At 65.7% G+C, this 23,253-nt stretch carries 27 protein-coding genes; 11 read left to right on the forward strand and 16 right to left on the reverse strand.

Features of this window, described 5'->3' with window-relative positions; translation table 11 throughout:
• The 4 genes from A8950_RS06850 to A8950_RS06865 all read right to left on the reverse strand — a co-directional run.
• Window positions 1-602: collagen-like protein (locus A8950_RS06850; protein ID WP_133612893.1), on the reverse strand; the 602-nt coding region annotated here is incomplete at its 3' end.
• Between the two features lie 519 nt (window positions 603-1,121).
• A complete protein-coding gene (locus A8950_RS06855) occupies window positions 1,122-1,652 on the reverse strand; it encodes a GcrA family cell cycle regulator (RefSeq protein WP_133612894.1) in 531 nt (176 codons plus the stop codon).
• Window positions 1,653-1,872: 220 nt separating this feature from the next.
• Window positions 1,873-2,208, reverse strand: a complete 336-nt coding sequence (locus A8950_RS06860) for a DUF2794 domain-containing protein (RefSeq protein ID WP_133612895.1) — start codon at window positions 2,206-2,208, stop codon at window positions 1,873-1,875.
• 154 nt (window positions 2,209-2,362) lie between these two features.
• Entirely contained in the window at window positions 2,363-2,737 is a 375-nt protein-coding gene (locus A8950_RS06865; protein ID WP_133612896.1) for a hypothetical protein, read from the reverse strand.
• A gap of 244 nt (window positions 2,738-2,981) precedes the next feature.
• Here A8950_RS06865 and A8950_RS06870 point away from each other — a divergent pair, with 244 nt between their 5' ends.
• From A8950_RS06870 to der, 3 genes are read left to right on the forward strand one after another with little or no spacing between them, the layout of a single operon-like run.
• The gene (locus A8950_RS06870; protein WP_133612897.1) at window positions 2,982-3,629 is read left to right on the forward strand and encodes a tetratricopeptide repeat protein; all 648 of its coding nucleotides are present in this window, start codon (window positions 2,982-2,984) and stop codon (window positions 3,627-3,629) included.
• A 39-nt stretch (window positions 3,630-3,668) separates the two neighbouring features.
• Window positions 3,669-5,039 carry a PQQ-like beta-propeller repeat protein gene (locus A8950_RS06875; RefSeq protein ID WP_166645032.1) on the forward strand — a complete coding sequence of 457 codons (1,371 nt, stop codon included), beginning with the start codon at window positions 3,669-3,671 and terminating at the stop codon, window positions 5,037-5,039.
• Between the two features lie 54 nt (window positions 5,040-5,093).
• Window positions 5,094-6,527, forward strand: coding sequence for a ribosome biogenesis GTPase Der (gene der / locus A8950_RS06880; RefSeq protein ID WP_133612899.1), 1,434 nt, complete (start codon window positions 5,094-5,096; stop codon window positions 6,525-6,527).
• Between the two features lie 12 nt (window positions 6,528-6,539).
• Here the strand turns inward: der and A8950_RS06885 are convergent, their stop codons facing one another.
• Window positions 6,540-7,304 carry an SDR family NAD(P)-dependent oxidoreductase gene (locus A8950_RS06885; RefSeq protein WP_133612900.1) on the reverse strand — a complete coding sequence of 255 codons (765 nt, stop codon included), beginning with the start codon at window positions 7,302-7,304 and terminating at the stop codon, window positions 6,540-6,542.
• A gap of 214 nt (window positions 7,305-7,518) precedes the next feature.
• On the opposite strand from A8950_RS06885, the gene A8950_RS06890 reads away from it, so the two are divergent.
• Window positions 7,519-7,917 carry a DoxX family protein gene (locus A8950_RS06890; RefSeq protein ID WP_133612901.1) on the forward strand — a complete coding sequence of 133 codons (399 nt, stop codon included), beginning with the start codon at window positions 7,519-7,521 and terminating at the stop codon, window positions 7,915-7,917.
• A 64-nt stretch (window positions 7,918-7,981) separates the two neighbouring features.
• On the opposite strand, the gene A8950_RS06895 is transcribed toward A8950_RS06890, so the two are convergent.
• From A8950_RS06895 to A8950_RS06905, 3 genes are read right to left on the reverse strand one after another with little or no spacing between them, the layout of a single operon-like run.
• A complete protein-coding gene (locus A8950_RS06895) occupies window positions 7,982-8,482 on the reverse strand; it encodes an NUDIX domain-containing protein (RefSeq protein WP_166645033.1) in 501 nt (166 codons plus the stop codon).
• A 26-nt stretch (window positions 8,483-8,508) separates the two neighbouring features.
• The gene (locus A8950_RS06900) at window positions 8,509-9,048 is read right to left on the reverse strand and encodes an ActR/PrrA/RegA family redox response regulator transcription factor (RefSeq protein ID WP_133612903.1); all 540 of its coding nucleotides are present in this window, start codon (window positions 9,046-9,048) and stop codon (window positions 8,509-8,511) included.
• 41 nt (window positions 9,049-9,089) lie between these two features.
• The gene (locus A8950_RS06905) at window positions 9,090-10,493 is read right to left on the reverse strand and encodes an ActS/PrrB/RegB family redox-sensitive histidine kinase (RefSeq protein WP_243735553.1); all 1,404 of its coding nucleotides are present in this window, start codon (window positions 10,491-10,493) and stop codon (window positions 9,090-9,092) included.
• A 165-nt stretch (window positions 10,494-10,658) separates the two neighbouring features.
• Here A8950_RS06905 and A8950_RS06910 point away from each other — a divergent pair, with 165 nt between their 5' ends.
• Together A8950_RS06910 and A8950_RS06915 are read left to right on the forward strand one after the other, a co-directional pair.
• The gene (locus tag A8950_RS06910) at window positions 10,659-11,408 is read left to right on the forward strand and encodes an ABC transporter ATP-binding protein (RefSeq protein ID WP_133612904.1); all 750 of its coding nucleotides are present in this window, start codon (window positions 10,659-10,661) and stop codon (window positions 11,406-11,408) included.
• Window positions 11,405-12,205: an ABC transporter permease gene (locus A8950_RS06915; RefSeq protein WP_133612905.1), complete on the forward strand. Its 801-nt coding sequence runs from the start codon at window positions 11,405-11,407 to the stop codon at window positions 12,203-12,205. The genes A8950_RS06910 and A8950_RS06915 overlap by 4 nt, the downstream gene beginning before the upstream one ends.
• On the opposite strand, the gene A8950_RS06920 is transcribed toward A8950_RS06915, so the two are convergent.
• The 4 genes from A8950_RS06920 to cobT form a co-directional block, all read right to left on the reverse strand.
• Window positions 12,153-13,466, reverse strand: a complete 1,314-nt coding sequence (locus tag A8950_RS06920; RefSeq protein WP_133612906.1) for a sensor histidine kinase — start codon at window positions 13,464-13,466, stop codon at window positions 12,153-12,155. The genes A8950_RS06915 and A8950_RS06920 overlap by 53 nt on opposite strands.
• Window positions 13,467-13,552: 86 nt before the next feature.
• Entirely contained in the window at window positions 13,553-13,843 is a 291-nt protein-coding gene (locus tag A8950_RS06925; RefSeq protein WP_133612907.1) for a hypothetical protein, read from the reverse strand.
• Complete coding sequence (locus A8950_RS06930; RefSeq protein ID WP_133612908.1) at window positions 13,840-15,024, reverse strand: DNA glycosylase AlkZ-like family protein; 1,185 nt, start codon at window positions 15,022-15,024, stop codon at window positions 13,840-13,842. The genes A8950_RS06925 and A8950_RS06930 overlap by 4 nt, the downstream gene beginning before the upstream one ends.
• A gap of 33 nt (window positions 15,025-15,057) precedes the next feature.
• Window positions 15,058-16,083, reverse strand: coding sequence for a nicotinate-nucleotide--dimethylbenzimidazole phosphoribosyltransferase (gene cobT, locus A8950_RS06935; protein ID WP_133612909.1), 1,026 nt, complete (start codon window positions 16,081-16,083; stop codon window positions 15,058-15,060).
• Between the two features lie 128 nt (window positions 16,084-16,211).
• Between cobT and cobS the strand changes: the two genes are divergently transcribed.
• Both cobS and A8950_RS06945 read left to right on the forward strand, forming a co-directional pair.
• Window positions 16,212-17,129, forward strand: a complete 918-nt coding sequence (cobS, locus tag A8950_RS06940) for an adenosylcobinamide-GDP ribazoletransferase (RefSeq protein WP_133612910.1) — start codon at window positions 16,212-16,214, stop codon at window positions 17,127-17,129.
• A gap of 13 nt (window positions 17,130-17,142) precedes the next feature.
• A complete protein-coding gene (locus tag A8950_RS06945) occupies window positions 17,143-17,769 on the forward strand; it encodes a histidine phosphatase family protein (RefSeq protein WP_133612911.1) in 627 nt (208 codons plus the stop codon).
• On the opposite strand, the gene A8950_RS06950 is transcribed toward A8950_RS06945, so the two are convergent.
• The 3 genes from A8950_RS06950 to A8950_RS06960 all read right to left on the reverse strand — a co-directional run bounded on the left by A8950_RS06950 (window position 17,750) and on the right by A8950_RS06960 (window position 19,282).
• Window positions 17,750-18,175 (reverse strand): DUF1284 domain-containing protein, encoded by a 426-nt coding sequence (locus A8950_RS06950; RefSeq protein WP_133612912.1) that lies wholly within the window; start codon window positions 18,173-18,175, stop codon window positions 17,750-17,752. The two genes, A8950_RS06945 and A8950_RS06950, sit on opposite strands and share 20 nt — an antisense overlap.
• 21 nt (window positions 18,176-18,196) lie before the next feature.
• A complete protein-coding gene (locus A8950_RS06955) occupies window positions 18,197-18,775 on the reverse strand; it encodes a biotin transporter BioY (protein ID WP_133612913.1) in 579 nt (192 codons plus the stop codon).
• Between the two features lie 69 nt (window positions 18,776-18,844).
• On the reverse strand, window positions 18,845-19,282 hold the full coding sequence (locus tag A8950_RS06960; protein WP_133612914.1) for a DUF1810 domain-containing protein: 438 nt from the start codon (window positions 19,280-19,282) through the stop codon (window positions 18,845-18,847).
• A gap of 120 nt (window positions 19,283-19,402) precedes the next feature.
• Here A8950_RS06960 and A8950_RS06965 point away from each other — a divergent pair, with 120 nt between their 5' ends.
• On the forward strand, window positions 19,403-20,290 hold the full coding sequence (locus A8950_RS06965; protein ID WP_166645034.1) for a bifunctional transcriptional activator/DNA repair enzyme AdaA: 888 nt from the start codon (window positions 19,403-19,405) through the stop codon (window positions 20,288-20,290).
• 153 nt (window positions 20,291-20,443) lie between these two features.
• Complete coding sequence (locus A8950_RS06970) at window positions 20,444-21,169, forward strand: M48 family metallopeptidase (RefSeq protein WP_166645035.1); 726 nt, start codon at window positions 20,444-20,446, stop codon at window positions 21,167-21,169.
• Between the two features lie 3 nt (window positions 21,170-21,172).
• Here the strand turns inward: A8950_RS06970 and A8950_RS06975 are convergent, their stop codons facing one another.
• Window positions 21,173-21,976: a hypothetical protein gene (locus A8950_RS06975; protein ID WP_133612917.1), complete on the reverse strand. Its 804-nt coding sequence runs from the start codon at window positions 21,974-21,976 to the stop codon at window positions 21,173-21,175.
• A 170-nt stretch (window positions 21,977-22,146) separates the two neighbouring features.
• Here A8950_RS06975 and A8950_RS06980 point away from each other — a divergent pair, with 170 nt between their 5' ends.
• Window positions 22,147-23,214: an endonuclease/exonuclease/phosphatase family protein gene (locus A8950_RS06980; protein ID WP_166645036.1), complete on the forward strand. Its 1,068-nt coding sequence runs from the start codon at window positions 22,147-22,149 to the stop codon at window positions 23,212-23,214.
• Window positions 23,215-23,253 lie beyond the last annotated feature (39 nt).

Here is a 23,253-nt window from a genome sequence, read left to right on the forward strand (position 1 = left end):
GTTTCGCCGGTCGGGCCGGTTTCGCCGGTCGGGCCAGTTTCGCCGGTCGGGCCGGTTTCGCCCGTCGGGCCAGTGGGGCCGGTCTCGCCCGTCGGGCCGGTGGGCCCCGCGACTTCGTCTTCGAGCGCATCGACGAGAAGTGGCTCTTCGCGCGTGATCGTCCGATAGTTCAACTCGGTCGCCTGCAAGCCGCCGATGCCGGCCAGACCGCCAATGCCCGCGCGCGGCGCGAAGGGGTCGAAGACGCCGCCGGTATTGACGGCATCGCCCGCATCACCCGCGGCCGGTCCTGCCGCCGTGCTGATGTCAAGATTGGGATCGGTCGCTGCCAGAATGTCGGCCAGGTCGAGTTCGGCGCCGTCGCTGCCCCGCAGGGTGACGGTCCCTTCCTCACTGGCAGCCGTATAGCCCAGCAAGATAATCGTGGTTTCGCCCTGGCGCAGCGCCAGGTTGCCGTTGTCGCCCAGGCGGGCTTCAACGCGGTCGGCCTGGAATGGCAGGTCTACAACGCTGTTGGGCACGACCTGAATGCGCAGCGTGTTGTCGATTGCGACCGGCGGCATCTGGTCGTTCGCGGCCGCCGTTTGGGTTGTGGTGTTCATTTCGTTCCGTCCCGAGAAAACTGGCTGAAGATGTCCGCTTTCGAGGTGCCATGGCGCCCGAGTCGCGAAATCTGACTAAGCGGAAAATGGCGACGGCCGAGTCGCGCTGCAACATTATGTACACAAAATGCTCATACAATAGTGATACTCGTATCGTTTTGGGACAATTATCTCAAATTTTAGTGCCTGTTCACCATTAATTAACCCTATATGTGGGAGTTTCTGGGACGGCGTAGTCCCATGATATAGGGCCTCACTTTATTGTGATTGTTTTTAAGAAATGTGTTTGGCAGCTAAGAAGCAAGAATATTGCGTCCAGCGCTGCATAGCATTGGGTTGATCGCAAGCAGCGGACCAAGGCGAAAAAAATGGCGGCCGGTTTGCCCGGCCGCCAGATCTTCCCCCACCTTGTCCTGATGCATGTCGCCGGCAACCGGCCGGTCGGGGCCTAAACCTTATCCATATCCGGTCGTCAAGCTCGCGCCCAGGCCGGCATCGCTATGTCAGGCCAATGCTATATCAGGCCGCTTCAGACTTGCGATGATAAGCGATGGTGCAGTGATGAGCGCAATAAGGCCGCCCCGGTTCGGCGGATTCGCCGCAAAAATGAAAACCCGGCTGCTTCGGATCTCCCATCGGCCATGAGCAGGATTTGGAACCAGTCTGGGCGGCGGTCCGCGGCGCCGGCGGCGCCTTGGGCAGGACCGGTTCGCTGCCGCGTGCTGTCGGCGCCGCCAGGGCGGCGTCCGCCTCAGGCGCAGTTTCCGGGGCCGCTACCGGTGCCGTGCCGGTCCGCAGGGTCGGCATTGGGGCGATGGCCGGCTGCTGCCGGCGCTGCGCGCTTGCCGCCTTGCGACGGGGGGCCGCGCTGGCGCCGTCACCGGAATCCCGCTTGATCGGCGACGGCCGCCCGGTCAGGCCCAGGCGATGCGCCTTGCCGATCACGGCATTGCGGGTGACACCACCCAGGAGGGTCGCGATCTGGCTCGCTGTCTGGCCCTGGCCCCAGAGCTTGCGCAGCATTTCAATGCGCTGTTCGGTCCATTCCATGTGTCTTCTCCCCACCGGATCAAAGGCTGGCGATGTCTGGCGGACCGCAGGCTGCAACAGCCAGGGCCGGCTCAAGATATTGAGTGCGTTTCATTTCACCCCACAACATACGGCGAGGCAAGGGGATATCCGCAAAATGTTGTGGATAAGGGCGAATTTTCTTGGAACATATAGTGTCTATGTCCCGCCCGGCGGGGCCGGCGGGCGGGAATATGACGGCTCAATCGACGGGATTCAACTGCCGATCCAGGAGATCGACCAGATCGGCCAGGCGGCGAGAGGATTTCAACTGCCGCTTGCCGGCCAGGAGCACGTAATTGGCTTCCTTCTCGCCGCGCAGCAGTACCTTGGTGAGGGTGAAACTCGGCTGCTCCTGGGTGCGCCGAAAGATCGAGAACACCGCCATGTTGCTGCGGTGGTCGATGGCATAATCGCGCCAGACGGCATGCGCCACCTTGCGGCTGTAAATTCCAAGAAGCAGATTGAGTTCGTCCCGGTTGAAATAGACCCGGTGACCCTGGCGGCGATAATCGGCAAGAAGGACAAGCTGCGACATGCTTTCCTTTGCGTTGCTTCACCCGACTCGGCCTGCATGCCGGCGTCACGAAAGTGTCGCCGAAAGCCGTCCATCGGTAAAGCGGTTCGTCGCGGCCAAGCCTGGCCGACCCCGTCGCGGCGCCAGATCAGCACCAGATCAGAGTCGGAATGGATCAGCGATTGAACGGATAGACGTCGACTTCGCTGCTTGCCGTCGGATCCTGCTGGTCGTAGCAGACGGTTTCGGCGCGGCCGCGATAGCAGTAGCCGGGATAGGGGCGGTTCTGCGCGGCCTGCTCCTGCGCGATCTCCGCCGCGGTCCGGCAATATCGCCCGGTCTTGGTGAAGTCCAGGATCGAGCAGTCGCTGCCGGTCGCCAGCGAGGCGAGGTGATCCGACGCCGTCTTGCCGGTCTGGTTGAGAGCGATGCCCTCGACCGCGACATAGGCAGTTCCGCCCGAAACCCAGGTCGGCAGGGCTGTGGTGTCGCAGCCCGCCAGCAGCATTGGAAGACCCAGCAGTATTCCCGAAAGGTATCGCTTCGTCATGGACATCGCCTCGCTTGCCGCCGCGCCATGCGGCCAATCACCCTCTGGTTAAGCAAGTTCCGTTCCATCTTAATGAGAGCCCGGGCGATGCGCGTCGGCCGGCGGCCTTGCCGGTGCCATGCCGCGGTTTGCAAGGGCCTAGCCTGGAATGTATGTTAGCGCGCAAATCGCTGCCCGGCCCCCCGGATTGGCGGTGCAGAAACGACATCCCGCCTGTGGCGCGGGGTTTGTCCAGGGGTAGTAAGTGTCTGATATTTTTCAAGAAGTAGAAGAGGACCTGCGGCGCGACAAGGCCTCGGCCCTGTGGGCAAAATACCAGAATCTGGTTTATGCCCTGGTTGCGCTCGTGGTGCTCGGTACGGCCGGCGTGACCGCTTGGCGGATCTATCATGACCGCGCCAGGGAACAGGCGGGGGCGGAATATCTTGCCGCCCTGCAATCCAGCCAGCAGGACCCGAAGGCCGCAGTGGACATTTTCGCCGGCATCGCCGGGCAGAAGGGACCGGTTTCCGGCCTCGCCCGCTTCGACATGGCGCGTGCCGCCGTTCTCGCCGGCGACAAGCCGCAGGCGCTTGACATCCTCTCCGCAATGGCCGGCGACGAGAAGCTGGACGCGCCCATGCGTGGTGCCGCCGCGGTGATGGGCGGTTACCTCGCCCTCGATATCGATCGGGCGGCGGATGGCGAGGAGTTGGTGCAACCGCTGTTGGCGGAGGGCAATCCCTATCGGCTGCTCGCCCTCGAGATCACCGGACTTGCGGCCCATGCTGCTGGCGACAATGCACGTGCGCGGCAGATTTTCGACGATCTGGCACCGCTGGCGGCTGCGCCGGGGGCACCTGCCGGCCTCGACAACCGGGTCACGATCATGCGCGACCGCCTTGCTCAATAGGCCGGCCGTGCTGGGCAGATGTTACGCGACGGACCGCGCATGATGGATGAGGATGAGATGAGGGCGAATGTGGCAGCGCGCGGTGGCGATCGGACCGGCATCGGCCGGCTGACAGTGGCTTGCGGCCTGATGATCGGCATGCTGGCTCTCGCCGCCTGCGACAAGCAGAAGGTGCCGCTGCCCGGTGAGCGAGTCTCGGTGCTGCAGCTCAACACCGAACTCAATGCCGACCCGGCCCTGGCCGACGTCACGGTGCGCCTGCCCAAACCCTATGTCAACGCCGACTGGGCGCAGGCCGGCGGCAATCCGACCCATGCGATGTACCATCTGCAGGCCGGCGCCGACGTGCTCAACGAAGTATGGTCCGTGGATGTCGGTGCCTCGGCAGGCGATTCGAACCGCCTGCTGGCCGAGCCGGTGATTGCCGACGGCATGATCTATACGCTGGATGCCGAAGCCCTGGTGCGCGCCTTCCAGGTTGATACCGGACAACGTGTCTGGCAGGCCGACATGACCCCGGATGACGAGGATGACGATCTGTTCGGCGGTGGCTTGGCCGTGGCCGAGGGCAAGATCTTCATCACGACCCCCTATGCCGAAATATATGCGCTTGATGCCAAGACTGGCGCCTTCGTCTGGCGTGCATCGGCACCGGCGCCGATGCGTTCGGCACCAACGGTGAGCGACGGACGCGTCTTCGTCATCACGATCGACAATCAGCTCCTGGCCTATGCTGTTGATGACGGCCGTCGCCTCTGGTCCAATGCCGGTGTTGAGGAAGCCGCCGGTCTGCTTGGCGGCTCCACGCCCGCGGTTCTCGGCAATGTCGTCGTCGCCGCCTATACCTCGGGTGAGTTGTTGGCCTTCGACGTGGTCAACGGCAATTCGCTCTGGACCGACAGTCTTGCCGGCCGTGCCCGCGCGTCTTCCGTTGCCGCGCTGTCCGATATTCGCGGCCGACCGGTGATCGACCGCGATCGCGTCATCGCCATCGGCAATGGCGGCGTCATGGCGGCGATCGACCTGCGCCGTGGCGAGCGCTACTGGAGCCGCGACCTGGGCGGCACGCAATCGCCCTGGGCGGCCGGCGACTTCATCTATGTGATGACCTCCTCCAGCGAGGTGATCTGCGTGACGCGCGAGGACGGCCGCATCAAATGGGTCCGGCCGCTGCCGCCCTTCGAGGATCTGGAGCAGCGCGAGGACCCGATCTACTGGTCCGGGCCGGTGCTGGCCGGTGACCGGCTGCTGGTGACCGGATCGAACGGCATCGCTCTCTCGATTTCGCCTTATACCGGGCAGGTGATGGGACAGCAGCAGCTGCCCGACCGTTCGCACCTGCCGCCGGTGGTGGCCAACGAGATGGTGTTCATGTTGTCGGATGACGCCGAACTGACCGCCTTCCGCTGACATTTTTTCGCCGCGTGCCTATTCGCGGCATCGTGAGAGATTGCGCCCAAGACCATGGCTTTGACCGTCGCCATCGTCGGCCGCCCCAATGTGGGTAAGTCGACCCTGTTCAACCGCCTGATCGGCAAGCGGCTCGCCATTGTCGATGACACGCCGGGCGTTACCCGCGACCGCCGCTATGGCGAGGCTTCGCTGGGCGGCCTTTCCTTCACAGTGATCGATACGGCCGGTTTCGAGGATGCCAGCGACGACAGCCTGGAAGCGCGCATGCGCGAGCAGACCGAAGCGGCAATCGCCGAAGCCGACGTCTCGCTGCTGGTGTTCGATGCGCGCGCCGGCGTGACGCCGCTCGACGAGCATTTCGCGCGCCTCCTCCGCAAATCGAAAAAGCCGGTGATCCTGATCGCCAACAAGGCGGAAGGTCATGCCGGCAGTGCCGCCGCACTGGAAGGCTTCCGCCTCGGCCTCGGCCACCCGCTGCCGCTTTCGGCCGAGCATGGCGAGGGCCTCGGTGATCTCTATGATGCGCTGGAGCCGATTGCGGCGGACAAGGTGGCGCAGGGCCGCCTGGACGCGGCGGCCGCGCGCGACGCGCAACTCGAGGAGGTGACGCCGCTCGATCTCGACGAGGATGCCGGCGACGACGAAAACCTGCCGGAGCCGGTGGCGCCGAAGCATCTCCAACTCGCCATCGTCGGCCGCCCCAATGTGGGCAAGTCGACACTGGTCAATGCGTTGCTCGGCGAGGACCGGCTGCTGACCGGGCCCGAGGCCGGCATCACCCGCGATTCCATCGCCATCGACTGGCAATGGGGCGAGCAGGCGATCCGCCTCATCGACACGGCCGGCCTCCGCCGCCATGCTCGCATCACCGAAAAGCTGGAGAAGCTCTCCGGTGCCGACACCAGGCGCGCCATCCAGTATGCCCATGTCGTGGTGCTGGTGCTCGATGCCAATGACATGCTGGAGAAGCAGGACCTCACCATCGCCCGTCAGGTGATCGACGAGGGCCGCGCACTGGTCATTGCCGCCAACAAATGGGATTCGATCGAGGACAAGAACGAGGCGCTGAAGAAGCTGCGCGAACGCATCGACTGGTCGCTGCCGCAGGTGAAGGGCATCCCCGTCGTCACCCTCTCCGGCATGACCGGGCGCGGGCTCGACAAGCTGATGGGGGCGGTGCTCGGCATCTATCGCACCTGGAACAAGCGCGTCGGCACGGCGCGGCTAAACCGCTGGCTGGCCGATGTGGTAGCGCAGCATCCGCCGCCCCTGGTCAGCGGCCGACGCATCAAGCTGCGCTACGCGACGCAGATCAAGACGCGCCCACCCACCTTCGCACTGTTCGCTGCCAAGGCCGACGAACTGCCGGAATCCTATCACCGCTATCTGGTGAAGTCCCTGCGCGAGGTGTTCGACCTGCCCGGCACGCCGGTTCGCCTTATCCTGCGCCGCACCGACAATCCGTTCGATACCGAGCGGGATTAGCAGCGGCGGCGCCTAGCGCACCCCGCCGCCATCCATGACGATGGTCTGGCCGGTGACATAAGGCGCGCCCGCCAGCAGGTAGAAGATCGTCTCGGCGTAATCGGCCGGCTTGCCGGCGCGCTTCAGCGGCATCCGGGCGATGGTGGCGGCCATGGCTTGCGGATCGAAGCGGCAATCCCAGCCCGAGCCGTCGACCACGTTGGGAGCGATGGCGTTGACGCGCACCTCCGGTCCCAGCGCATAGGCCCATTCCTTGGTCAGCAGGATGATGGCTGCCTTGGTCGAGGCGTAGACCGAGGACGAGGCGCCATAAGCGAGGCCCGCGGTCGAGGCGACATTGACGATGGCACCTTTTGCCGCCTTGAGATGCGCCGCCGCCGCCTTAACGCAGCGATAGGGACCGATCTGGTTGACGTTGACGAGCTTGGCCCAGAAGGCCTCGTCCATGGTGGCGAAATCGTCGACCGGTATGGGTTTCGACGTGCCGGGCGTGGCCGCATTGTTGACGAGATAGTCGAGCCGCCCGAAACGGGCGATGACTGCCGCCACCATGGCCTCGACTTCGTCCATATTGCCGACATCGCCTGGTGCCGCGGCGACCCTGTGGCCGGATGCAGAGAGGCGCGCAACCTCTGCCTCCAGGCGCGGGTTGCGCGCCAGATCGTTGATGGCGACGGCACAGCCATTGGCAGCCAGCAACTCGACCGTGGCCAAACCGATGCCGGAGGCGCCGCCGGTTACCAGTGCCACCTTGCCGCCGAGATCCGCAGTAATCACGATGGCTCTCTCCTTCTTGCGAACGGGCGACGGTCTCGCCTTGCATGCCACGCTGCCGGACCGCCCCAAATCTTGCAATCCTGCACAGTACCTCTGCTTGGCACCTGCCGAGTCGCTGAATTAACCTACATCAAGCCCACCCAGCCGGTGGTTGCCAAGGTTTGTTCGCTGGTTGCTACGCACAAGTCACCGCAAGCCGCAAAGGATTCTCCCCATGGCACTCAAAGATTCGCTCAATCCCTGGGCACCGAAATTCCTCTCGATCCTGCGCATCATGTCGGGTCTGATCTTCCTCGCCCACGGCACCATGAAGCATCTCGGCTTTCCGCAAGGTGAATGGTCGCCCGAACCGGGCTCGCCCGGCTGGTGGGCCGGCTGGATCGAGCTGGTGACCGGCGTCCTCATAGCCCTCGGCCTGTTCACCCGTCCGGCGGCCTTCCTCGCCTCCGGCACCATGGCCGCTGCCTATTTCATCGGCCATGCCGGGCAGAGCTTCTTCCCGGTGCTGAACGGCGGCGATGCCGCCATCCTCTATTGCTTCGTTTTTCTCTACATCGTCTTCAGCGGCCCGGGCCCGTGGAGCGTGGATGCGAAGATGGGCAAGGACAGCTGAGCCGGCGGCGTCACTTTCCCGAAGAAGATGCGACCCGCACCAGTGATGGTGCGGGTCGTTTCCTTCAGGTCATCTGGAAGACGCCGCTGCTGCGGAAGCGCTGATAGGCGGCGACGCTGGCTGGCAGCGACTTCATGGCATCGTCCGGCAGGTCATCGGGTCGGAACCAGCCGAAGGCGAGCGATTCCGCCGAGGCGACCGGTTCGCGCCCTTCCGGCCAGGGCGACCAGAACATGAGCACGAAGTACTGGCAGCGATGGCCGTTTGGAAAGGTGATGGTCTTGGTGGCCGGGTCCGAGGCAAAACCGTAGGGGATGAAGTCGGCGGCATTCCAGCCGGTCTCCTCCAGCATCTCGCGCCGGAGGCTGCTGACGATGTCCTCGCCGGGTTCCATATTGCCGCCCGGAATGCCCCAGAGGCCGAAATCGCTGCGCCGCTCCAGCAGCAATTCGCCGGCCTCGTTCACGAACAGACAGGAGGCACCGGGCAGCAGCAGCAGATCACTGCCGATCTTCTGCCGCAGCCTGCCGAGATAGCTGTCCCAGAACCCCGTCGGTGTCGACACTGGCTGATCGTCGCCCAACGCCCGGCTCAGCCGCGGGGCGCGTATTTCGCCAGGATGCGTTGCAGCGTTCGCCGATGCATGCGCAGGCGCCGCGCCGTTTCCGAGACATTGCGGTCGCATTGCTCGTAGACCCGTTGGATATGCTCCCAGCGTACGCGATCTGCCGTCATCGGCTGTTCGGGCGGCGGCGGCAGCGCGTCCTTGTGGTCGAGCAGGGCGGCTTCCACCTGGTCGGCATCGGCCGGTTTCGGCAGGTAGTCGACGGCGCCCGATTTGATGGCGGCGACCGCGGTCGCAATATTGCCATAGCCGGTCAGAATGACGGCGCGGCAATCCGGCCGGCTTTTCTTGATCTCCGGCACGACATCGAGGCCGCTGCCATCGGCCAGGCGCAAATCGACCACGGCATAGCGCGGCGGACGTGCCTTGGCGGCGGCAATGCCCGCCTCGACGCTCTCCGCCTGCGTCACCTGGAAGCCGCGCTTCTCCAGCGCCAGCGCCAGGCGCTGTCGATATGGCGCATCGTCATCGATGATCAGGAGGCTCTTGTCGCTGGTCTCGGTCATGCCGCGCTGTCCTTTGTCGCTGCCAGTTGCATTGCGTTTCCCTATTGGCCGCCCGGCGCTTCGCCGTCGACGGCGCCACGTGGCCAGACAACCCGGACCTCGGCACCGCCATACTGGTTGTTGCCGAACTGCACATGGCCGCCGACCCGCTCCAGTAGATTCTGGGCGATGAAGATGCCAAGGCCCATGTGGTCCCCCTTCCGTTCCGCCTTTGCCGCCGCCTGGCCGCGGCCGGCGCCATAGCGGCCGGCCAGCTTGGCGGGCAGTTTCCCCGGGCTGGCCGAGGCCGAGACGTAGGGGTCCCCCAACCGGGCCAGCAGATCGGGCGGAAATCCGCTGCCGTCATCCGAGATGGTAATGCTGATCTCGGCGCGGTTCCAGGCAATGGCGACCCGGACCTCTTCCTTGGCGAATTCGATGGCATTCTGCAACAGATTCCCGAGGCCATGCATGATCTCGGGCCGGCGCTGCAGCAGCGGCGGCTGTCGTTCCCCCGTATCCGGCACGGCCTCGATCCGCAGGGCGACCGAAGGGCGCAGAAACGGCTCGGCCGCCACTTCGATGAGGAGCGGGGCCGGCAGTACATGAAAATGGTCCTTAGAGCTTTCCTCCGGCCGCGCGGCGATCTCGGCCAGGATCTGGCGGCAGCGGTCGGCCTGGGAGAGCAGCAGCTCGGCATCGCCGCGATAGGGTGAATCCGGCGCCAGGTCGCGGGTCAGTTCCTTGGCGATGAGCGAGATGGTGCCCAGCGGCGAGCCCAGTTCGTGCGCTGCGGCGGCGGCCAGCGCACCCACCGACGAAATGCGCTGCTCGCGGTCGAGGGCCGATTGCGCCGCCATCAGCGCGTCGGCAACCCGGCGCGATTCCTCGGCCACCTTGAAGACATAGATCGAGATGAAGACGGCGGCGAGGGCAAGGGCGATGGCGAGGCCGAGGACGAAGACCGGCGGCAGGGTGAAGGCGCTGTCCGCCGGCCAGGGCAGGGGCAAATGGAAGAAGGCCAGCGCATTGATGCAGGTGATGGCAAGTGCGGTAAGCCCCAGCGTGGAACGGAAGCTGAGTGCCGCCGCCGAGACCGTGACCGGCGCCAGCAGCAGCAGCGAGAAGGGGTTGTGGAGGCCGCCGGTGAGGCCCAACAGGACCGATAGCTGCACCATGTCAAAGGCGAAATAGAGGGCCGATTCGCGATCGGTCAGCCGGGCCGAGGATTTGCGTCGGATTTGCGGCCAGAGGGTTGCTACGGCCAGGGCGCCAACCGTCAGGATGGCCGGCAGCAGGTAGAGTTCATGGCCGAGGACGAATTCGACGAAGAGCAGGGAACCGGCCTGGCCGGCGACTGCCACCCAGCGGATCGCCAGCAGGGTCTGCAGGCGAACTCGGCCGCTGGTGGTGCGACGCTGCGGGCGATGTGGCGTCGCCTGCATGTTGACCGATTCGATGCTCATCCCGAGCCGCCGCCCCCTATCCACGTTTCGGGGGTATCAAAGGCATCCGCACCCGATTTGGCAAGCACCACCTTCCGCCCGCGCAAGGCAGACCTGCGCGGGCGGTACTATGCCGCCGTAACCGCCTTGCGCTAATGATGGGCGGCGTCAGATTCGGCCGAGAGCATGGATATCGTCGTCGTCGACAATCTGGAAAAGAGATTCGGTGCGGTCTGCGCCGTGGGCGGCATCAGCTTCCGCGTCGCGGCAGGACAGACGGTGGCGCTGCTGGGCGGCAACGGCGCGGGCAAGACCACGACCATTTCGATGCTGCTGGGCCTGCTGTTGCCCAGCGCCGGATCGATCCGTCTGTTCGGCAGCGATATCGCGCGCAGCCGGGCTGCGGTCCTGCCGCGGATGAACTTCTCCTCGCCCTATGTCGACCTGCCGCATCGCCTCACCGCCCGCGAGAACCTGACCGTCTTCGCCCGGCTCTATGGCATCCGGAATCCGGCACAGCGAATTGCCGAACTGACTACGGCGCTGGATCTCGGCGCCCTTGTCGACCGCCGCACCGGGTCGCTCTCGGCCGGGCAGAAGACCCGCGTCGCGCTCGCCAAGGCGCTGCTCAACAAGCCGGAATTGCTGTTGCTGGACGAACCTACCGCCTCGCTCGATCCCGATACCGCCGATTGGATCAGGCATTATCTCGAGGTGTTCCAGAAGGAGACCGGTGCCGCCATCCTGCTTGCCTCCCACAATATGGGCGAAGTCGAGCGCCTGGCCGACGAGGTCTTGATGCTGCGCAAGGGCAAGATCGTCGATCGCGGCACGCCAGACGACCTCATCTACCGCTTCGGGCGGCAGAATCTCGAGGAGGTCTTCCTCGACATCGCCCGTGACCGCCGCGTGGCGGAACTGCCGGTGCTGTCATGACGGCATTTTCACCCAATCGCGTCGCGGCCATGTGCCTGCGTCATTTTTACACGCTGCGGCGATCCTGGCCGCGCCTCGTGGAGATGGCCTATTGGCCGACCATGCAGATGGTGATCTGGGGATTCCTGTCACAATTCCTCGCCACCAATTCCAGCTATATCGCCAATGCCTTCGGCGTCCTGCTGGCCGGGGTCATGTTGTGGGACGTGCTGTTCCGCGGTCAGCTCGGTTTCTCGCTGTCCTTCATCGAGGAATTGTGGTCGCGCAATCTCGCCAACCTCTATTGCTCGCCGTTGACGCCGCTGGAACACATCGTGGCGCTGATCGTCATGGCCTTCCTGCGCGCGTCGGTCGGCGTGCTGCCCGCCATGCTGCTGGCCATCCCGTTCTACGATTTTTCGATCTTCGCGCTGGGCGTCCCGCTGCTCGCCTTCTTCTTCAACCTGCTCATCATGGGCTGCGGCCTCGGCCTGATGGTGACGGCCATGATCCTGCGCTACGGCCTTGCCGCCGAAAACATGGCCTGGTTCCTGGTTTTCCTGCTGGCGCCCTTCTCCTGCGTCTATTACCCGATCGAGGTGTTGCCCGGCTGGGCCCAGGCGATCGCCTGGGCTCTGCCCTCGACCCATGTCTTTGAGGGGATGCGCGCCGTGCTGTTCGACGGTACCTTCCGCTGGGATCACTTCCTGGCGGCAGGCGCCCTCAATGCCGGGCTGATCGCCGTCGGCATCGTCGTCTATGTGTTCAGCTTTGCGCGGGCGCGAAAGCTCGGGCTGCTGCTGCAGGTGGGCGAATAGGCTCGGCCAGGCTGCCGGTGGGCAGCATCATGATGGCGGTGGTGCCAACCCCCGGTGCGCTTTCGAGACGCAGCTGACCGCCATGCAGGGTCATGATTTGGCGCGAGAGCGAAAGGCCGAGCCCGGTGCCCTCGTTGCGCCGGTTGAGATGGCTTTCCACCTGGGTGAAAGGCTCGAACACGCGCTCAAGATCGGCGGCGGCGATGCCGATGCCGTGATCGGCGATCTCGATCACCGGCGAGCCGGCCAGATCGCGCCGTGCCCGTACCAGGACCTTGCCGCCGCTGGGCGAGAATTTGACGGCGTTGGAGAGCAGGTTGATCACCACCTGGCGCAGGCGCCGCTCGTCGGCGAAAAGATCGATGCCGGACATCGCCTCGAAGGCGATCTCGACCGCGCGGGCCGCCGCCTGGCCGCGCACCACGCCGATGGCGGAATGCAGCATCTCGTCCAGGTGGAACCGGCCCGGGGCCAGGGTGACGGCGCCGGCTTCCAGTTTGGAATAGTCTAGGATGTCGTTGATGAGGTCGAGCAGATGCTGGCCGCTGCCCCGGATGTCGCCCAGGTAATCGCCGAGCTGCGGTGTGTGGCGCCCGGAATCGGGGGCAGCTAGCAGCAATTCGGAAAAGCCGATGATGGCGTTCAAGGGCGTACGCAATTCATGGCTCATGGTGGCGAGAAAGCGGGCGCGCGAGGCGGCGGCGAATTCGGCGGCTGTGCGTGCCTCGTCCAGCTGCTGCAGCCGGCGATGCGCCTGTTCGACGGTAAGTTCCAGCAGCCGCGCCATGGTGCCGATGCCAAGAAAGCGTCCATGCCGGGTGACGAGAAAGCCGGAATCGATCGCATCGGTGTGTTCGCGGGTGATGAGCCGCTTGATCTCGTCCAATGGAACCATTTCGTCGACGATCAGCGGCGCCCGGTTCATCAGCGGCTGGATCGAGCGCTTGAAATAGACATCGAACCACAATGGCTGCGCGAAGACCGACAGCAGGTGGTCGCGCTCGACCGCGCCATAGATGACACCGTGGGCATCGGTGATGGCGAGGAGGGGGAGCGCGGTATTGCCGCGGAAAAGATCGAGCACCGTGGCGCCGGTGGCTTCGGGCGGCACTGTCCTTGCCGGGCTTGCCAAATCGCGGGCCAGCAGGGTGAAGGCGCGGGCATTATCGGTCTGTTCGGCCAGGGCAATGGCGGCGGGGCGCAGCTCACTCTCGCTTCGCTCCACCATATCCGGTCCCATGCTCACCTTCGTCTGCAGCATGACGGCGCTTGTCCCACGGTCGTGTTACAGCCGGATGACACCGGGCAAATATACCTACGCCATGGTGTGCGTTCAGGTGGTTTTCCTTAGTCGCAGCAGGCGTTGCGGCCCGCCGGATCGGACAGGGCCTCTGCCATGGAAGCCCGTCGCGGCCCCGTCCCGGTTTCAACCGGCGCAAGGAGAAGATCGAGTGGCCCGGCCTGTTCGCCGCCGAAGGCCATCGTCGGGGTGGAGAGGATGCGGCCGTCCTTGCGCCAGCGGCAGGCGCCGACCATCGGCACCATGCCGGTGATATCGCCGGTCGCGGGATCGGCTGCAACGTCCGTGACCGCGCGCCGGTCGCGTGTCCGGAGTTGGGCGGGCAGGGAGTCGTTCATGCTGCCTCAATCCTGCCGGTGAGGGCTTTCTTCAGATCGCGTCTGATGCCGCTCGGCGCCGTCACGCGTGTACAGCCTGCGATGCGGGCAAAGCGATGCAGGCCGGCGCGCAGGGAATCGGGCGACACTGGCCGATAGAGGTCGAGGCCGGTGACGCGCCAGTCGTCGCCCTCCTTCTTGCCGTCAATGAGGCCGACGATATTGTCGCGGTAAGCCAGCGGCATGGCGAAATAGAAGCGGCGCTGGGCTTCGGGCGTATAGGCCTCGAACTTGTAGGTGAAGCCGAACAGTTCGGTGAAGCGGCGTCGGCTGAACATCAGATTGTCGAGCGGCGGGACCAGGCGGACGGTTTCATCAGCCGCCTGCCAGCGGGCGCGGAAGTGGTCGAGGTCGCCCTTGAGGGCGAGGAAGCGGTGATGCCGGTCGCCTTCCAATACCTCGATCCAGTCGATGAGGTTGTGGTCGAGCGCCTGTTCGATCAGCCTGCGCGCCACCGGCAGGCCGCCGCCGCGCCAGGTGCCGAAATGATGCGCGACCCGTTCCGCCAGTTGCTGCGGCGTCGCCATCTTGAGGACTGCGAGGGCGGAGAGAACGAAGAACTCCTTGTGGCGGGCGCGGTAATCGGCGGGCGGCGTCAGCAATTCCGGCGCCACGCGCTCGGTGAGGTCGAAGAGGCGGTGGAAATTGGCGGTGCGGCCGGCGATCTGCACCTGGCCTGTGTGATAAAGATATTCAAGTGCCCGCGTCGTTGCCTTGACGGTGTTGAAGCCGCCTGTCACGCGCTCGCTCTCGAGATCGGCCGGCGAGACCGGCCCATTTTCGGCGATGTGCTTCTTCACCTTGCGCATCAGCGGCCGCGCTTCCCGGAGGCGCTCTTGATTCACCGCCTTGGCGAAATCCTTGAGGAAGAAGGGGACCCAGTCGCGCCGTGTCGCAAACAGTGGGTAATGCGTTTCCAGCATCGCCCGGTCGCCATAAAAAAGGTCATAGAGGTCGCCGATCGGTGCGTCCGTGCGCGCGGCCCAGGCTATCTCGTGATTGCGCAGGCCGGTCGACCGGATGCTGTCGATCTGCATCATGCCAAGACCCACCGCCCCGGCCTTTGCCCTCTCGCGCGGCCAGAACGCCCCGCGCAATCCCAACCGGTCCAGCAGAAAGGCACGGGCAAGTTCCTGGCTCATTGCATCCCGATGAGAATCAATGGTGAACGGAAATCAATCCTTACCACTGACGCCGGCTTCGGCAAAGGTCGCCATGCCGCTGTGGCAGAGGGCGGCGGCCTTGAGGATCGGAATACAGAGGGCGGCGCCCGAAGCCTCGCCGAGTCGCATGCCGAAATCGAGCAGCGGCCGCATGCCAATCGCTTGCAGCAGCCGCTTGTGGCCGGGTTCGGCCGAGCAATGCGCCACCACACAATGGTCGAGCGCACCCGGGGCAATTTTCAGGAGGATTGCCGCTGCGGCCGTGGTGGCGAAGCCGTCCAGCAGCACCGGCACCCGCGCCATGCGGGCGGCAATCACGGCGCCGGTGATGGCGGCCAGTTCATGTCCGCCGAGGGCGGCCAGGATGGCGAGCGGGTCGTCGAAGGATGCCTTGTGCCGGTCGAGGCCGAGATCGATCACTTCCGCCTTGCGCTGCAGTTGCGCGCCGTGGATTCCGGTGCCGGGCCCGGCCCAATCGCTGCCGCTGCCGCCGAAGAGGGCGGCGGCGATCGCGGCGGCGGCAGTCGTGTTGGCAATGCCCATCTCGCCGACGCAAAGCAGATCGACGCCGGGCTCCACCGCCATCATGCCATAGGCCATGGCGCGCGCCGCCTCGATCTCGCTGAGAGCCGGTGCCTGCGTGAAGTCCCTGGTCGGCTCGTCCAGCGACATCTCATAGACGCGCAGATCCGCATCTGCGTTCCGGCAGAGCTGGTTCACCGCCGCGCCGCCATGGGTGAAGTTGAGTACCATCTGTTTGGTGACGGCCGCCGGAAAGGCCGAGACGCCGAGGGCGGCGACACCGTGATTGCCGGCAAAGACAGCGACACGCGGATGGTTGATTGCGGGCGGCGTGCGACCCTGCCAGGTGGCAAGCCAGGCAGCCAGTTCTTCCAGCCGGCCGAGCGCGCCGGCCGGCTTGGTCAGTTGGCCCTCGCGCTGGGCGGTTGTGGCCGCTGCCTCCTGGTCGGGACCCGGAAAATCGGCGATGATTCGCCGCATTTCCGCAAAAGTCGCCATCGATCGGTTGTCCAACATCACGCCTTGCTCCAAAATCGCCGCATGTCCGCAAAAATGTTCGCGCCCCGGCCCGGCCCGACCGACGGTGGCAGTCCTATAACCCGCTGTCCCGTCGCCTGCCAGCACGGCCTCGCTGAAAATCCATCATGACCGACCCCAACCAACCCGATCAGGACGACACGGTCGCCGCCGCGCAGGAGCCGGCCGTTTCGGCCCCGGATCCAGCGGTCGGCGCGGCCGGCCGGGAATCCGGGCCAGAATCGGTAGCGGCGCCAGGGTCTGGACCGGAACCCGGACCGCAGGCCAGTCCCACCGTCAACAGCCTCGCCGCGTGGCAGCGCGATTTCTGGCTCTGCCTCGGCTTCTTCACCCGGCTCCCGGTGAAACCGGTGACAGGGTCGCTGGCGGATGCCGGGCGGGCCTTCCCCTTCGCCGGCATGGTGGTCGGGCTGATCGGCGGGCTGGTCTATTATCTCGGATTCCAGATCGGCCTCTCTGCCCTGCTGGCGGCGCTGCTTGCCGTGGCCGCGACGGGGATCGTGACCGGGGCCCTGCACGAGGATGGCCTTGCCGATGTCTGCGATGCATTGGGTGCCCGAGGCGGGCTCGCTAAGCGGCTCGAGATACTGCGCGACAGCCGCCTCGGCTCCTATGGTGGCCTCGCACTGGTCTTTGCAACGGCGATCAAGGTGGCGTCCCTGGCCGCGCTGGCAGCGCCCGAACTGGTTGGCGGCGCCCTCATTGCCGCCCATGCCCTCTCGCGCGGCGTCCTGCCGCTGGTGATGAGCCGGATGGATTTGGCCAGGCAGGAGGGCCTCGCCGCCGGCGCCGGTCGGCCGAGCCCCGCAATCGCCTACTGGTCGCTGATCATCGCCCTGGTCATCGCCGTAATCGCGGTGGCGCCGGTCGCCGCCCTGGTGGCGCTGCTGGCGGCTCTTGCCGCCACCTGGCTGGTGGCGCGGCTGGCGCAAAGGCAGTTCGGCGGCTATACCGGCGACGTGCTGGGCGCCGTCGAGCAAGTTGCCGAGATGGCGATCCTCATAAACCTGGTGACGCTGATCTGAACCGAACCCGATCATGGACCATACCGAAACCAAACTCTGGCTGGTGCGCCATGCGCCGGTGATCGGCGCCCATGGCCGCATCTATGGCCAGGACGACTTTGACTGCGACTGCTCGGATGAAGCGCTCTTTCGCGGCCTCGCCGGCTTTTTGCCGCAGGAAGCCGTCTGGGTGGCAACGCATCTCAGGCGCACGCACCAGACCCTGGCTGCGCTGCATCGCGGCCAGGGGCGGGAGCCGGTCGAGCCCCTCATCGAGCGCGATCTGGTCGAGCAGCATTTCGGCGCTTGGCAGGGCCTCACCTATGCCGAACTCGATGCCAGCCGCGACGGTGCCTATCACCGCTTCTGGCATGCGCCGGCGACTGAGCGGCCGCCGGGCGGCGAGAGCTTCGCCGACGTCGTCAACCGGGTGGAAAAGGCATTGTTGCGCCTGACCCTGGCCCATGCCGGCAACGACATCGTCGTGGTTACCCATGGCGGCACCATTCGCGCGGCGCTCGCCGCCGCCCTCAATATCGAGCCGGAGCGCGCGCTCGGCTTCTCGGTCGACAATTGCTCGGTGACGCGCCTTGACCATATCGAGGGCCAGAGCTTCGGCGCTGCCTGGCGGGTCGCCTTCGTCAACCGGCGCGCAGTTTGATTTCCCGGTAGCCGCCGGCGGCGACGTCGGTGCAGAGGTCGTGCCACTCGCAGGATCGGCAGGCAGCCCGGCTTGCCCCGCTGCGGAAGGCGGTGCGCAATCGGCCAAGTAAGTCTGCATCCAGCACCAAGCGCGAGCCGGTAGTGACCGGCCGCTTCAGCTGCAAGGCTGCTGCGTCGGCCGCGAGACGGTCGCGCGCGACCACGCTGGCCTCATGGCAATGCGGATCGGCGGTGCACAGAAGCGGGGCGCAGACATCGTCCGGTCCTTCGACCAGTTCGATCTCCTCGCCCCGCCCCAAGCGTTCGCAGATACGGTCGAAATTCTCGGTGAAGGCGGCGCTGTATCCCCTGCCGACATAGGTCAGCATGCACAGCAGGTGATGCGCGCGCAGCCTGACGGTCACGAAGCGCCTTGCCGCCGCCCTTTACTGACGCTCGAGGCGGTAGCTCGCCTTCACCATAAGGGCGGCGAGGGCCGATTTCAGGATGCCACCCAGGATGAAGGGGGTGACACCAAGGGCCATTGCCTGCTCGGGCCCGAGCAGCGAGGCCAGATAAGCACCGCCGATGACGAGGCAGAGCGCGTTGCCGAGCAGCATCGCGGCAAAGCCGAGGGCGATGTTGCGGGTCCAGCCCTGCTCGGCAAGATAGCCCACGAGGGCCCCGGCAATCGGGAAGGCGACGAGGTAGCCGAGGGTGGGCCCGGCGAAATGCGCGAGGCCACCGGCGCCGCCGGCCAGAACCGGCAGGCCCACCATCGCCTCGCCCAGCCAGGCAAGGATGGTCAAGCCGCCAAGACGCCAGCCATAGAACGCGCCGACCACGGTGATGGCAAAGGTCTGCATGGTCATCGGCACCGGAAACATCGGCACTTCGATCCAGGAGGACAGCGCCAGGAAGAGGGTGCCGAGCAGCACGGCGCCGATCTGGAAGGCGCGGGAACGGGTTTCCAGGCGCAGCGGGCTGAAGGAAGCGGGCAGGGCGGCCGAGCGAGTCTCAGTCATGGCAGATCTCTTCCATTGGGATATTTGGTAGGGCCTAGATAATTCACCGGGCCGCGCCTGTCGAGGCAGTCATGCCCGCAGTTTGTTAAGGGTTGCTGCATGCCGGCTGCCGCCAAAGAACAGCCGCAGGGCAGTCTGGAACGGTGCCCGGTCCGCCACCGTCCCGGCAGCGTCCTCGAACAGCGTCATCGCGGCATGGAACTTCATGTCGTCAGGCGACCCGAGGATGGCATGGATGTCTGCGCCGCCATGGGCGTTCACCAGGGCCGTGCATTGGCGCAGGCGCGGCCCCAGGACCGGGTGAGCGAGATAGGCTGCGGCCTCGGCGCGGCTGGCGATGGCATAGCGTCGCGACATGGAGCTTAAGCCGAGGCCGGCGATCTGGGGAAAGACGAACCACATCCAGTGGCTTTCCTTGCGCCCGGCGCGCAGCTCCGCAAGGACCGTCTCATGGAGCGGGTCCTGGGCGGCGACGAAGCGTTCGAGGTCGAAGGGGTCGGCGCTCATCGTCGGGTCCTCAAGCAGGCCGGTTCAGGCTAGGCTGGTGCGCAAGGCCCGGATAGCGGGTAAGGGCAATCTCGGCCAAATCTGCGGGGTATGTATAGCATGCGAGGGAAGGGCCCCAAGATGAGCGAGACCCAGATGGAGATGGTCGGCCGCGCCGCCGCCTATATCAAGGCCCGCCAGGCCGACGAGGCGGATGGACCGGTGACGCTGGACGAACTGGCCAGCCATTGCGGCCTTTCCCCCTGGCACCTGCAGCGCCAGTTCAAGCGCGCCATGGGCGTGTCGCCGCGCGAATACGAGGAAAGCCTGCGTCTCGAGCGCTTCAAGAAGGGGCTGCGCAGCGGGGCGGGTGTTGCCGCCGCGACGTTCGAGGCCGGCTTCGGCTCCTCCAGCCGGGTCTACGAGCGTGCCGGGGCGGCGCTTGGCATGACCCCCGCCTCCTATGCCGAGGGCGGCAGGGGGGCCGAAATACGCTATGCCGTCGGCGAGAGCCATCTGGGTCTGGTGCTGGTCGCGGCCACGCCGCGCGGCATCTGCCGGGTCGAACTCGGCGACGACCTCGGCGACCTCGAGGGCCAGCTACGTGCCGAGTTTCCCCGCGCCCGGTCGATCGCCCGCGATGATTCCGGTCTTGGGCGGTATCTCGCCGAAATCCTGCGTCGCATCGCCGGCCAGACCCCGCGCCGGGATCTGCCGCTCGACATCCGCATGACCGCCTTCCAGCGCAAGGTCTGGTCGACTCTGTCGCGAATCCCGACCGGCGAGACCCTTTCGTATGGTGCCATCGCCCGGGTGATCGGCCAGCCTGGGGCAGCCCAGGCAGTCGGCCAGGCCTGCGGCGCCAATCCGGTAGCGATTGCCATTCCCTGTCACCGTGCTTTGCGTAACGATGGGGCAATTGGCGGCTATGCCTGGGGAAGCCAGCGAAAACAGGCCCTTATCTCGGCCGAGGCGGCCGCGTTAACCAGCGAAGGGCGCGGTCGCTCTAAAAAAACAGTAAGCGGTTGAAAGCGACGCAAAGCGGGCCGTAGAGTGGTCCCCGGGGGTCCAAACTTCACCCTGGGGATATGTGGATTGTTCTCGACGGCCATGCGGAACGGACGGAAAAATAAGGCAAATTCTGAAAACCGGCGGGCTCCCGCTCCGGTGCAAAGGAAGCGCGTGACGTTGCGGCGGATGTCGGAGGCAAGCGACATCCACATGCTTGCCTTTCCCACGCGCAAGGTGCCGCTGGTGTTCAAGCAGAACAACCGCGCGCGGCGCATCATCCTGCGCCTCGATTACGGCACGTCGCGCATTGTTGTCGTGCTGCCGAAACGCACTTCGCGCGATGAAGGAAAGCGATTTGCGTTAAGCAACAAGGATTGGATCGAAGAGCGGCTCGATCAGTTGCACGAACCGGTGCCCTTCATCCATGGCGCCACGATTCCCTTCCTCGGCAACCCGCACCGCATCCGCCATCGGCCCAATGCGCGCGGCGTGGTGTGGTGCGAGCAGGAGGAGATTCATGTCGCCGGCCACGAAGAGCATGTGCCGCGCCGGGTGCAGGATTGGCTGAAGATCGAGGCCAAGCGCGAGATCGAGGCGCGCGCCCAGGCCAAGGCGGAGGCGATCGGCCGCAAGATCAAGAAGATCACCATCCGCGACACCAAGAGCCGCTGGGGCTCCTGCACCAGCGAAGGCGAGCTCGCTTTCTCCTGGCGCCTCATCTTCGCGCCCAAGCATGTGATGGACTACGTCATCGCCCATGAGGTGGCGCATCTCAAGGAGATGAATCACGGCCCCCGCTTCTGGAAGCTGTGTGGCGAGATCTGCCGGTCGGTCGAGCCCGCCCGCCTGTGGCTCGAGAACAACGGTACGGACCTCTATCGCTATGGCCGGTTCTAGGTCCTAGTCTCCGCTCGCCGTGGTTGCTGCGATCCAGGCGGCGATGCGCTCGTCGCAGAGGCCAATCTCGCGCCGCTCCGGGTTATAGAAGCCCTGCGTGCCGCCGCATTCGGTCGCCAGCAGGACGCGGGCGCCGGGCAGCAGCATCTGCGCGTTGAGACGGTCTGCCAGCAGATCGTAGAGACCGCTTTCCCGCAGCATCGCGGCGATTGCCTCGTTGGCCGGGTTGAAGACGGGAGCGATTTCCACATAGAGCGGCCCGGCCCCGGCGGGCTGGATCAGGCCGGGGCCGAGACGGAACGAACTGAGGCGCTCGTTCCAGGACGCGGTCGCCTTCGCGAACGCGTCGATGCAGGCGGCGGCGCCATCGGAATCGATCTGCATCCGCCGTCCCAGTTCGGCAAAGGCGAGCGTGTCGGCGCCAACCAGCTGGCAGGCGAGAAAGCGCGCCTGCGAGGGCGACAGCGGTGCCTTATCCTCCTGGTCGAGCGAGCCGGCAAAGGCGAGAAAGGCCCCGAGGGCAAGGTCGAAATCAGCCGTCCCATCGACCTTCGGGCGATGAGTCAGGCGCGCCAGCTGGGCAGCATCTGCCAGATTCTGTTCGGTATAGGTGGCCGGAAGCTGCTGCTTGGCGGCAAGCGAACTGGCGACGGCCAGGTGAAACTCGGCCAGCATGGCACCGAGCACGATATCATCCTTGGGGTCGGCGGCATCAGCCGGGACGGCGGCGACAGCGGCTGCCGCGGCCAGCCAGAGGGCGAGCCGCCATATCGAGCCAGCCGGGCAATCCAACCTGCGTCGCGTCATTCTCGTGCAACCCCACATGCCTTGCTCCCTATATGACACGGATGCATGAGGCGCGGCAGGTACAACCTGCCGCGAAATCGCACACCCGATGCCACATTGCCGCCATCGCGATACGCCATATGCTGCCCCGGCAGATGGCGTGCAGGCTGGGCGATAGCGTTGGAGATGGCATGGCGATGAAGGAGGAAGCCGGGCGGCAGGCTCGGCCAGGGAACCGGGCACCGGTGGCGACGTCTTGGCTGTTCCGCCTGTCGTGCCGGCTGCTCGCGCTGGGTGTTCTTGGCCTTGGTGCAGCAGCACTGCTGCCGCTCTTCCACCCCCTGTGGCCACTGGCCTCCGTCGCCGAGCATTTCGCCTTCCAGATCCTGCTGGGCGCCGTATTTCTGGCATTGCTCGCCCTGGCACTGCGCCGCTGGTACTGGCTGCTGCCGGTCCTGGCGATCGCCCTCATCCAGCTCTGGATCATCCATCCCCACTGGCCGGCACCGGGGCTGGTGGTGACGCCGATGGCTGAGGAGCGGCGCCTCAAGGTCGTCTCGCTCAATGTCTGGTATCGCGGCGACAGCTATCAGGCAGTGCGCGATTACCTTGCCGCCAGCGATGCCGACGTGGTCGGCCTGGTCGAAGTGACGCCGCGCTGGAAGACCGAACTGGCAACTCTGCGCGAGCTCTATCCCTATGCCATCGACTGCATCGGCGCCGATCACCGCTGCGAGGAAATGCTGCTTTCCAGGCATCCCTTCACCCGCTCCGGCGCCGGGCGCATAGACGGCCGATTGCCGGTGCTGGCCTGGGGCGAACTGGCGTTGCCCGGACACGGGCCGGTGACGGTCGCAGTCACGCACCTGGTCTGGCCGCTCCTGCCGGCAGACCCACCCGGCCTTGCCGACGATCCAAACGCCGTCGTTCCTGCCGACGGCTTGCCGCACCTGGCCCAGGCGGAGCAGGCAGCACAACTGGCGGCTGGTCTCGCGCGTCTGCCGCGAGACCTCGTCCTGATGGGCGATTTCAACGCCGCGCCCTGGTCCCGCATCCAGCGGGAATTGCGCGCGACGAGCGGGCTCGGCAATGATTTCGCGGCACCCTCCTGGCCGGCCTGGGGCCCCTGGCCGATCCGCCTGCCGATCGATCACATCCTTGCCCGTGGCCGCGCGCGCATCCACGCCTTCTCGGCCGGCCCCGATGTCGGCTCGGATCACCTGCCGGTTGAGGCGGTGGTGAGCCTGGTGCGGCCCTGAGGCAAAGGTCGCGCCCCGCGCAACCCTGATCCCCGCCCG

The organism is Dongia mobilis (assembly GCF_004363235.1).
GTDB classification, from domain to species: domain Bacteria; phylum Pseudomonadota; class Alphaproteobacteria; order Dongiales; family Dongiaceae; genus Dongia; species Dongia mobilis.

Excerpts from the sequence above, each read along its gene's own strand:
- A8950_RS06855 (WP_133612894.1), bottom strand. The coding sequence starts at position 1,652 with ATGGAATGGACCGAACAGCGCATTGAAATGCTGCGCAAGCTCTGGGGC.
- A8950_RS06860 (WP_133612895.1), bottom strand. The coding sequence starts at position 2,208 with ATGTCGCAGCTTGTCCTTCTTGCCGATTATCGCCGCCAGGGTCACCGG.
- A8950_RS06865 (WP_133612896.1), bottom strand. The coding sequence starts at position 2,737 with ATGACGAAGCGATACCTTTCGGGAATACTGCTGGGTCTTCCAATGCTG.
- A8950_RS06875 (WP_166645032.1), top strand. The coding sequence starts at position 3,669 with ATGATGGATGAGGATGAGATGAGGGCGAATGTGGCAGCGCGCGGTGGC.
- der (WP_133612899.1), top strand. The coding sequence starts at position 5,094 with ATGGCTTTGACCGTCGCCATCGTCGGCCGCCCCAATGTGGGTAAGTCG.
- A8950_RS06890 (WP_133612901.1), top strand. The coding sequence starts at position 7,519 with ATGGCACTCAAAGATTCGCTCAATCCCTGGGCACCGAAATTCCTCTCG.
- A8950_RS06900 (WP_133612903.1), bottom strand. The coding sequence starts at position 9,048 with ATGACCGAGACCAGCGACAAGAGCCTCCTGATCATCGATGACGATGCG.
- A8950_RS06905 (WP_243735553.1), bottom strand. The coding sequence starts at position 10,493 with ATGAGCATCGAATCGGTCAACATGCAGGCGACGCCACATCGCCCGCAG.
- A8950_RS06910 (WP_133612904.1), top strand. The coding sequence starts at position 10,659 with ATGGATATCGTCGTCGTCGACAATCTGGAAAAGAGATTCGGTGCGGTC.
- A8950_RS06915 (WP_133612905.1), top strand. The coding sequence starts at position 11,405 with ATGACGGCATTTTCACCCAATCGCGTCGCGGCCATGTGCCTGCGTCAT.
- A8950_RS06920 (WP_133612906.1), bottom strand. The coding sequence starts at position 13,466 with ATGCTGCAGACGAAGGTGAGCATGGGACCGGATATGGTGGAGCGAAGC.
- A8950_RS06925 (WP_133612907.1), bottom strand. The coding sequence starts at position 13,843 with ATGAACGACTCCCTGCCCGCCCAACTCCGGACACGCGACCGGCGCGCG.
- A8950_RS06930 (WP_133612908.1), bottom strand. The coding sequence starts at position 15,024 with ATGAGCCAGGAACTTGCCCGTGCCTTTCTGCTGGACCGGTTGGGATTG.
- cobT (WP_133612909.1), bottom strand. The coding sequence starts at position 16,083 with ATGTTGGACAACCGATCGATGGCGACTTTTGCGGAAATGCGGCGAATC.
- cobS (WP_133612910.1), top strand. The coding sequence starts at position 16,212 with ATGACCGACCCCAACCAACCCGATCAGGACGACACGGTCGCCGCCGCG.
- A8950_RS06945 (WP_133612911.1), top strand. The coding sequence starts at position 17,143 with ATGGACCATACCGAAACCAAACTCTGGCTGGTGCGCCATGCGCCGGTG.
- A8950_RS06955 (WP_133612913.1), bottom strand. The coding sequence starts at position 18,775 with ATGACTGAGACTCGCTCGGCCGCCCTGCCCGCTTCCTTCAGCCCGCTG.
- A8950_RS06960 (WP_133612914.1), bottom strand. The coding sequence starts at position 19,282 with ATGAGCGCCGACCCCTTCGACCTCGAACGCTTCGTCGCCGCCCAGGAC.
- A8950_RS06965 (WP_166645034.1), top strand. The coding sequence starts at position 19,403 with ATGAGCGAGACCCAGATGGAGATGGTCGGCCGCGCCGCCGCCTATATC.
- A8950_RS06975 (WP_133612917.1), bottom strand. The coding sequence starts at position 21,976 with ATGACGCGACGCAGGTTGGATTGCCCGGCTGGCTCGATATGGCGGCTC.
- A8950_RS06980 (WP_166645036.1), top strand. The coding sequence starts at position 22,147 with ATGGCGATGAAGGAGGAAGCCGGGCGGCAGGCTCGGCCAGGGAACCGG.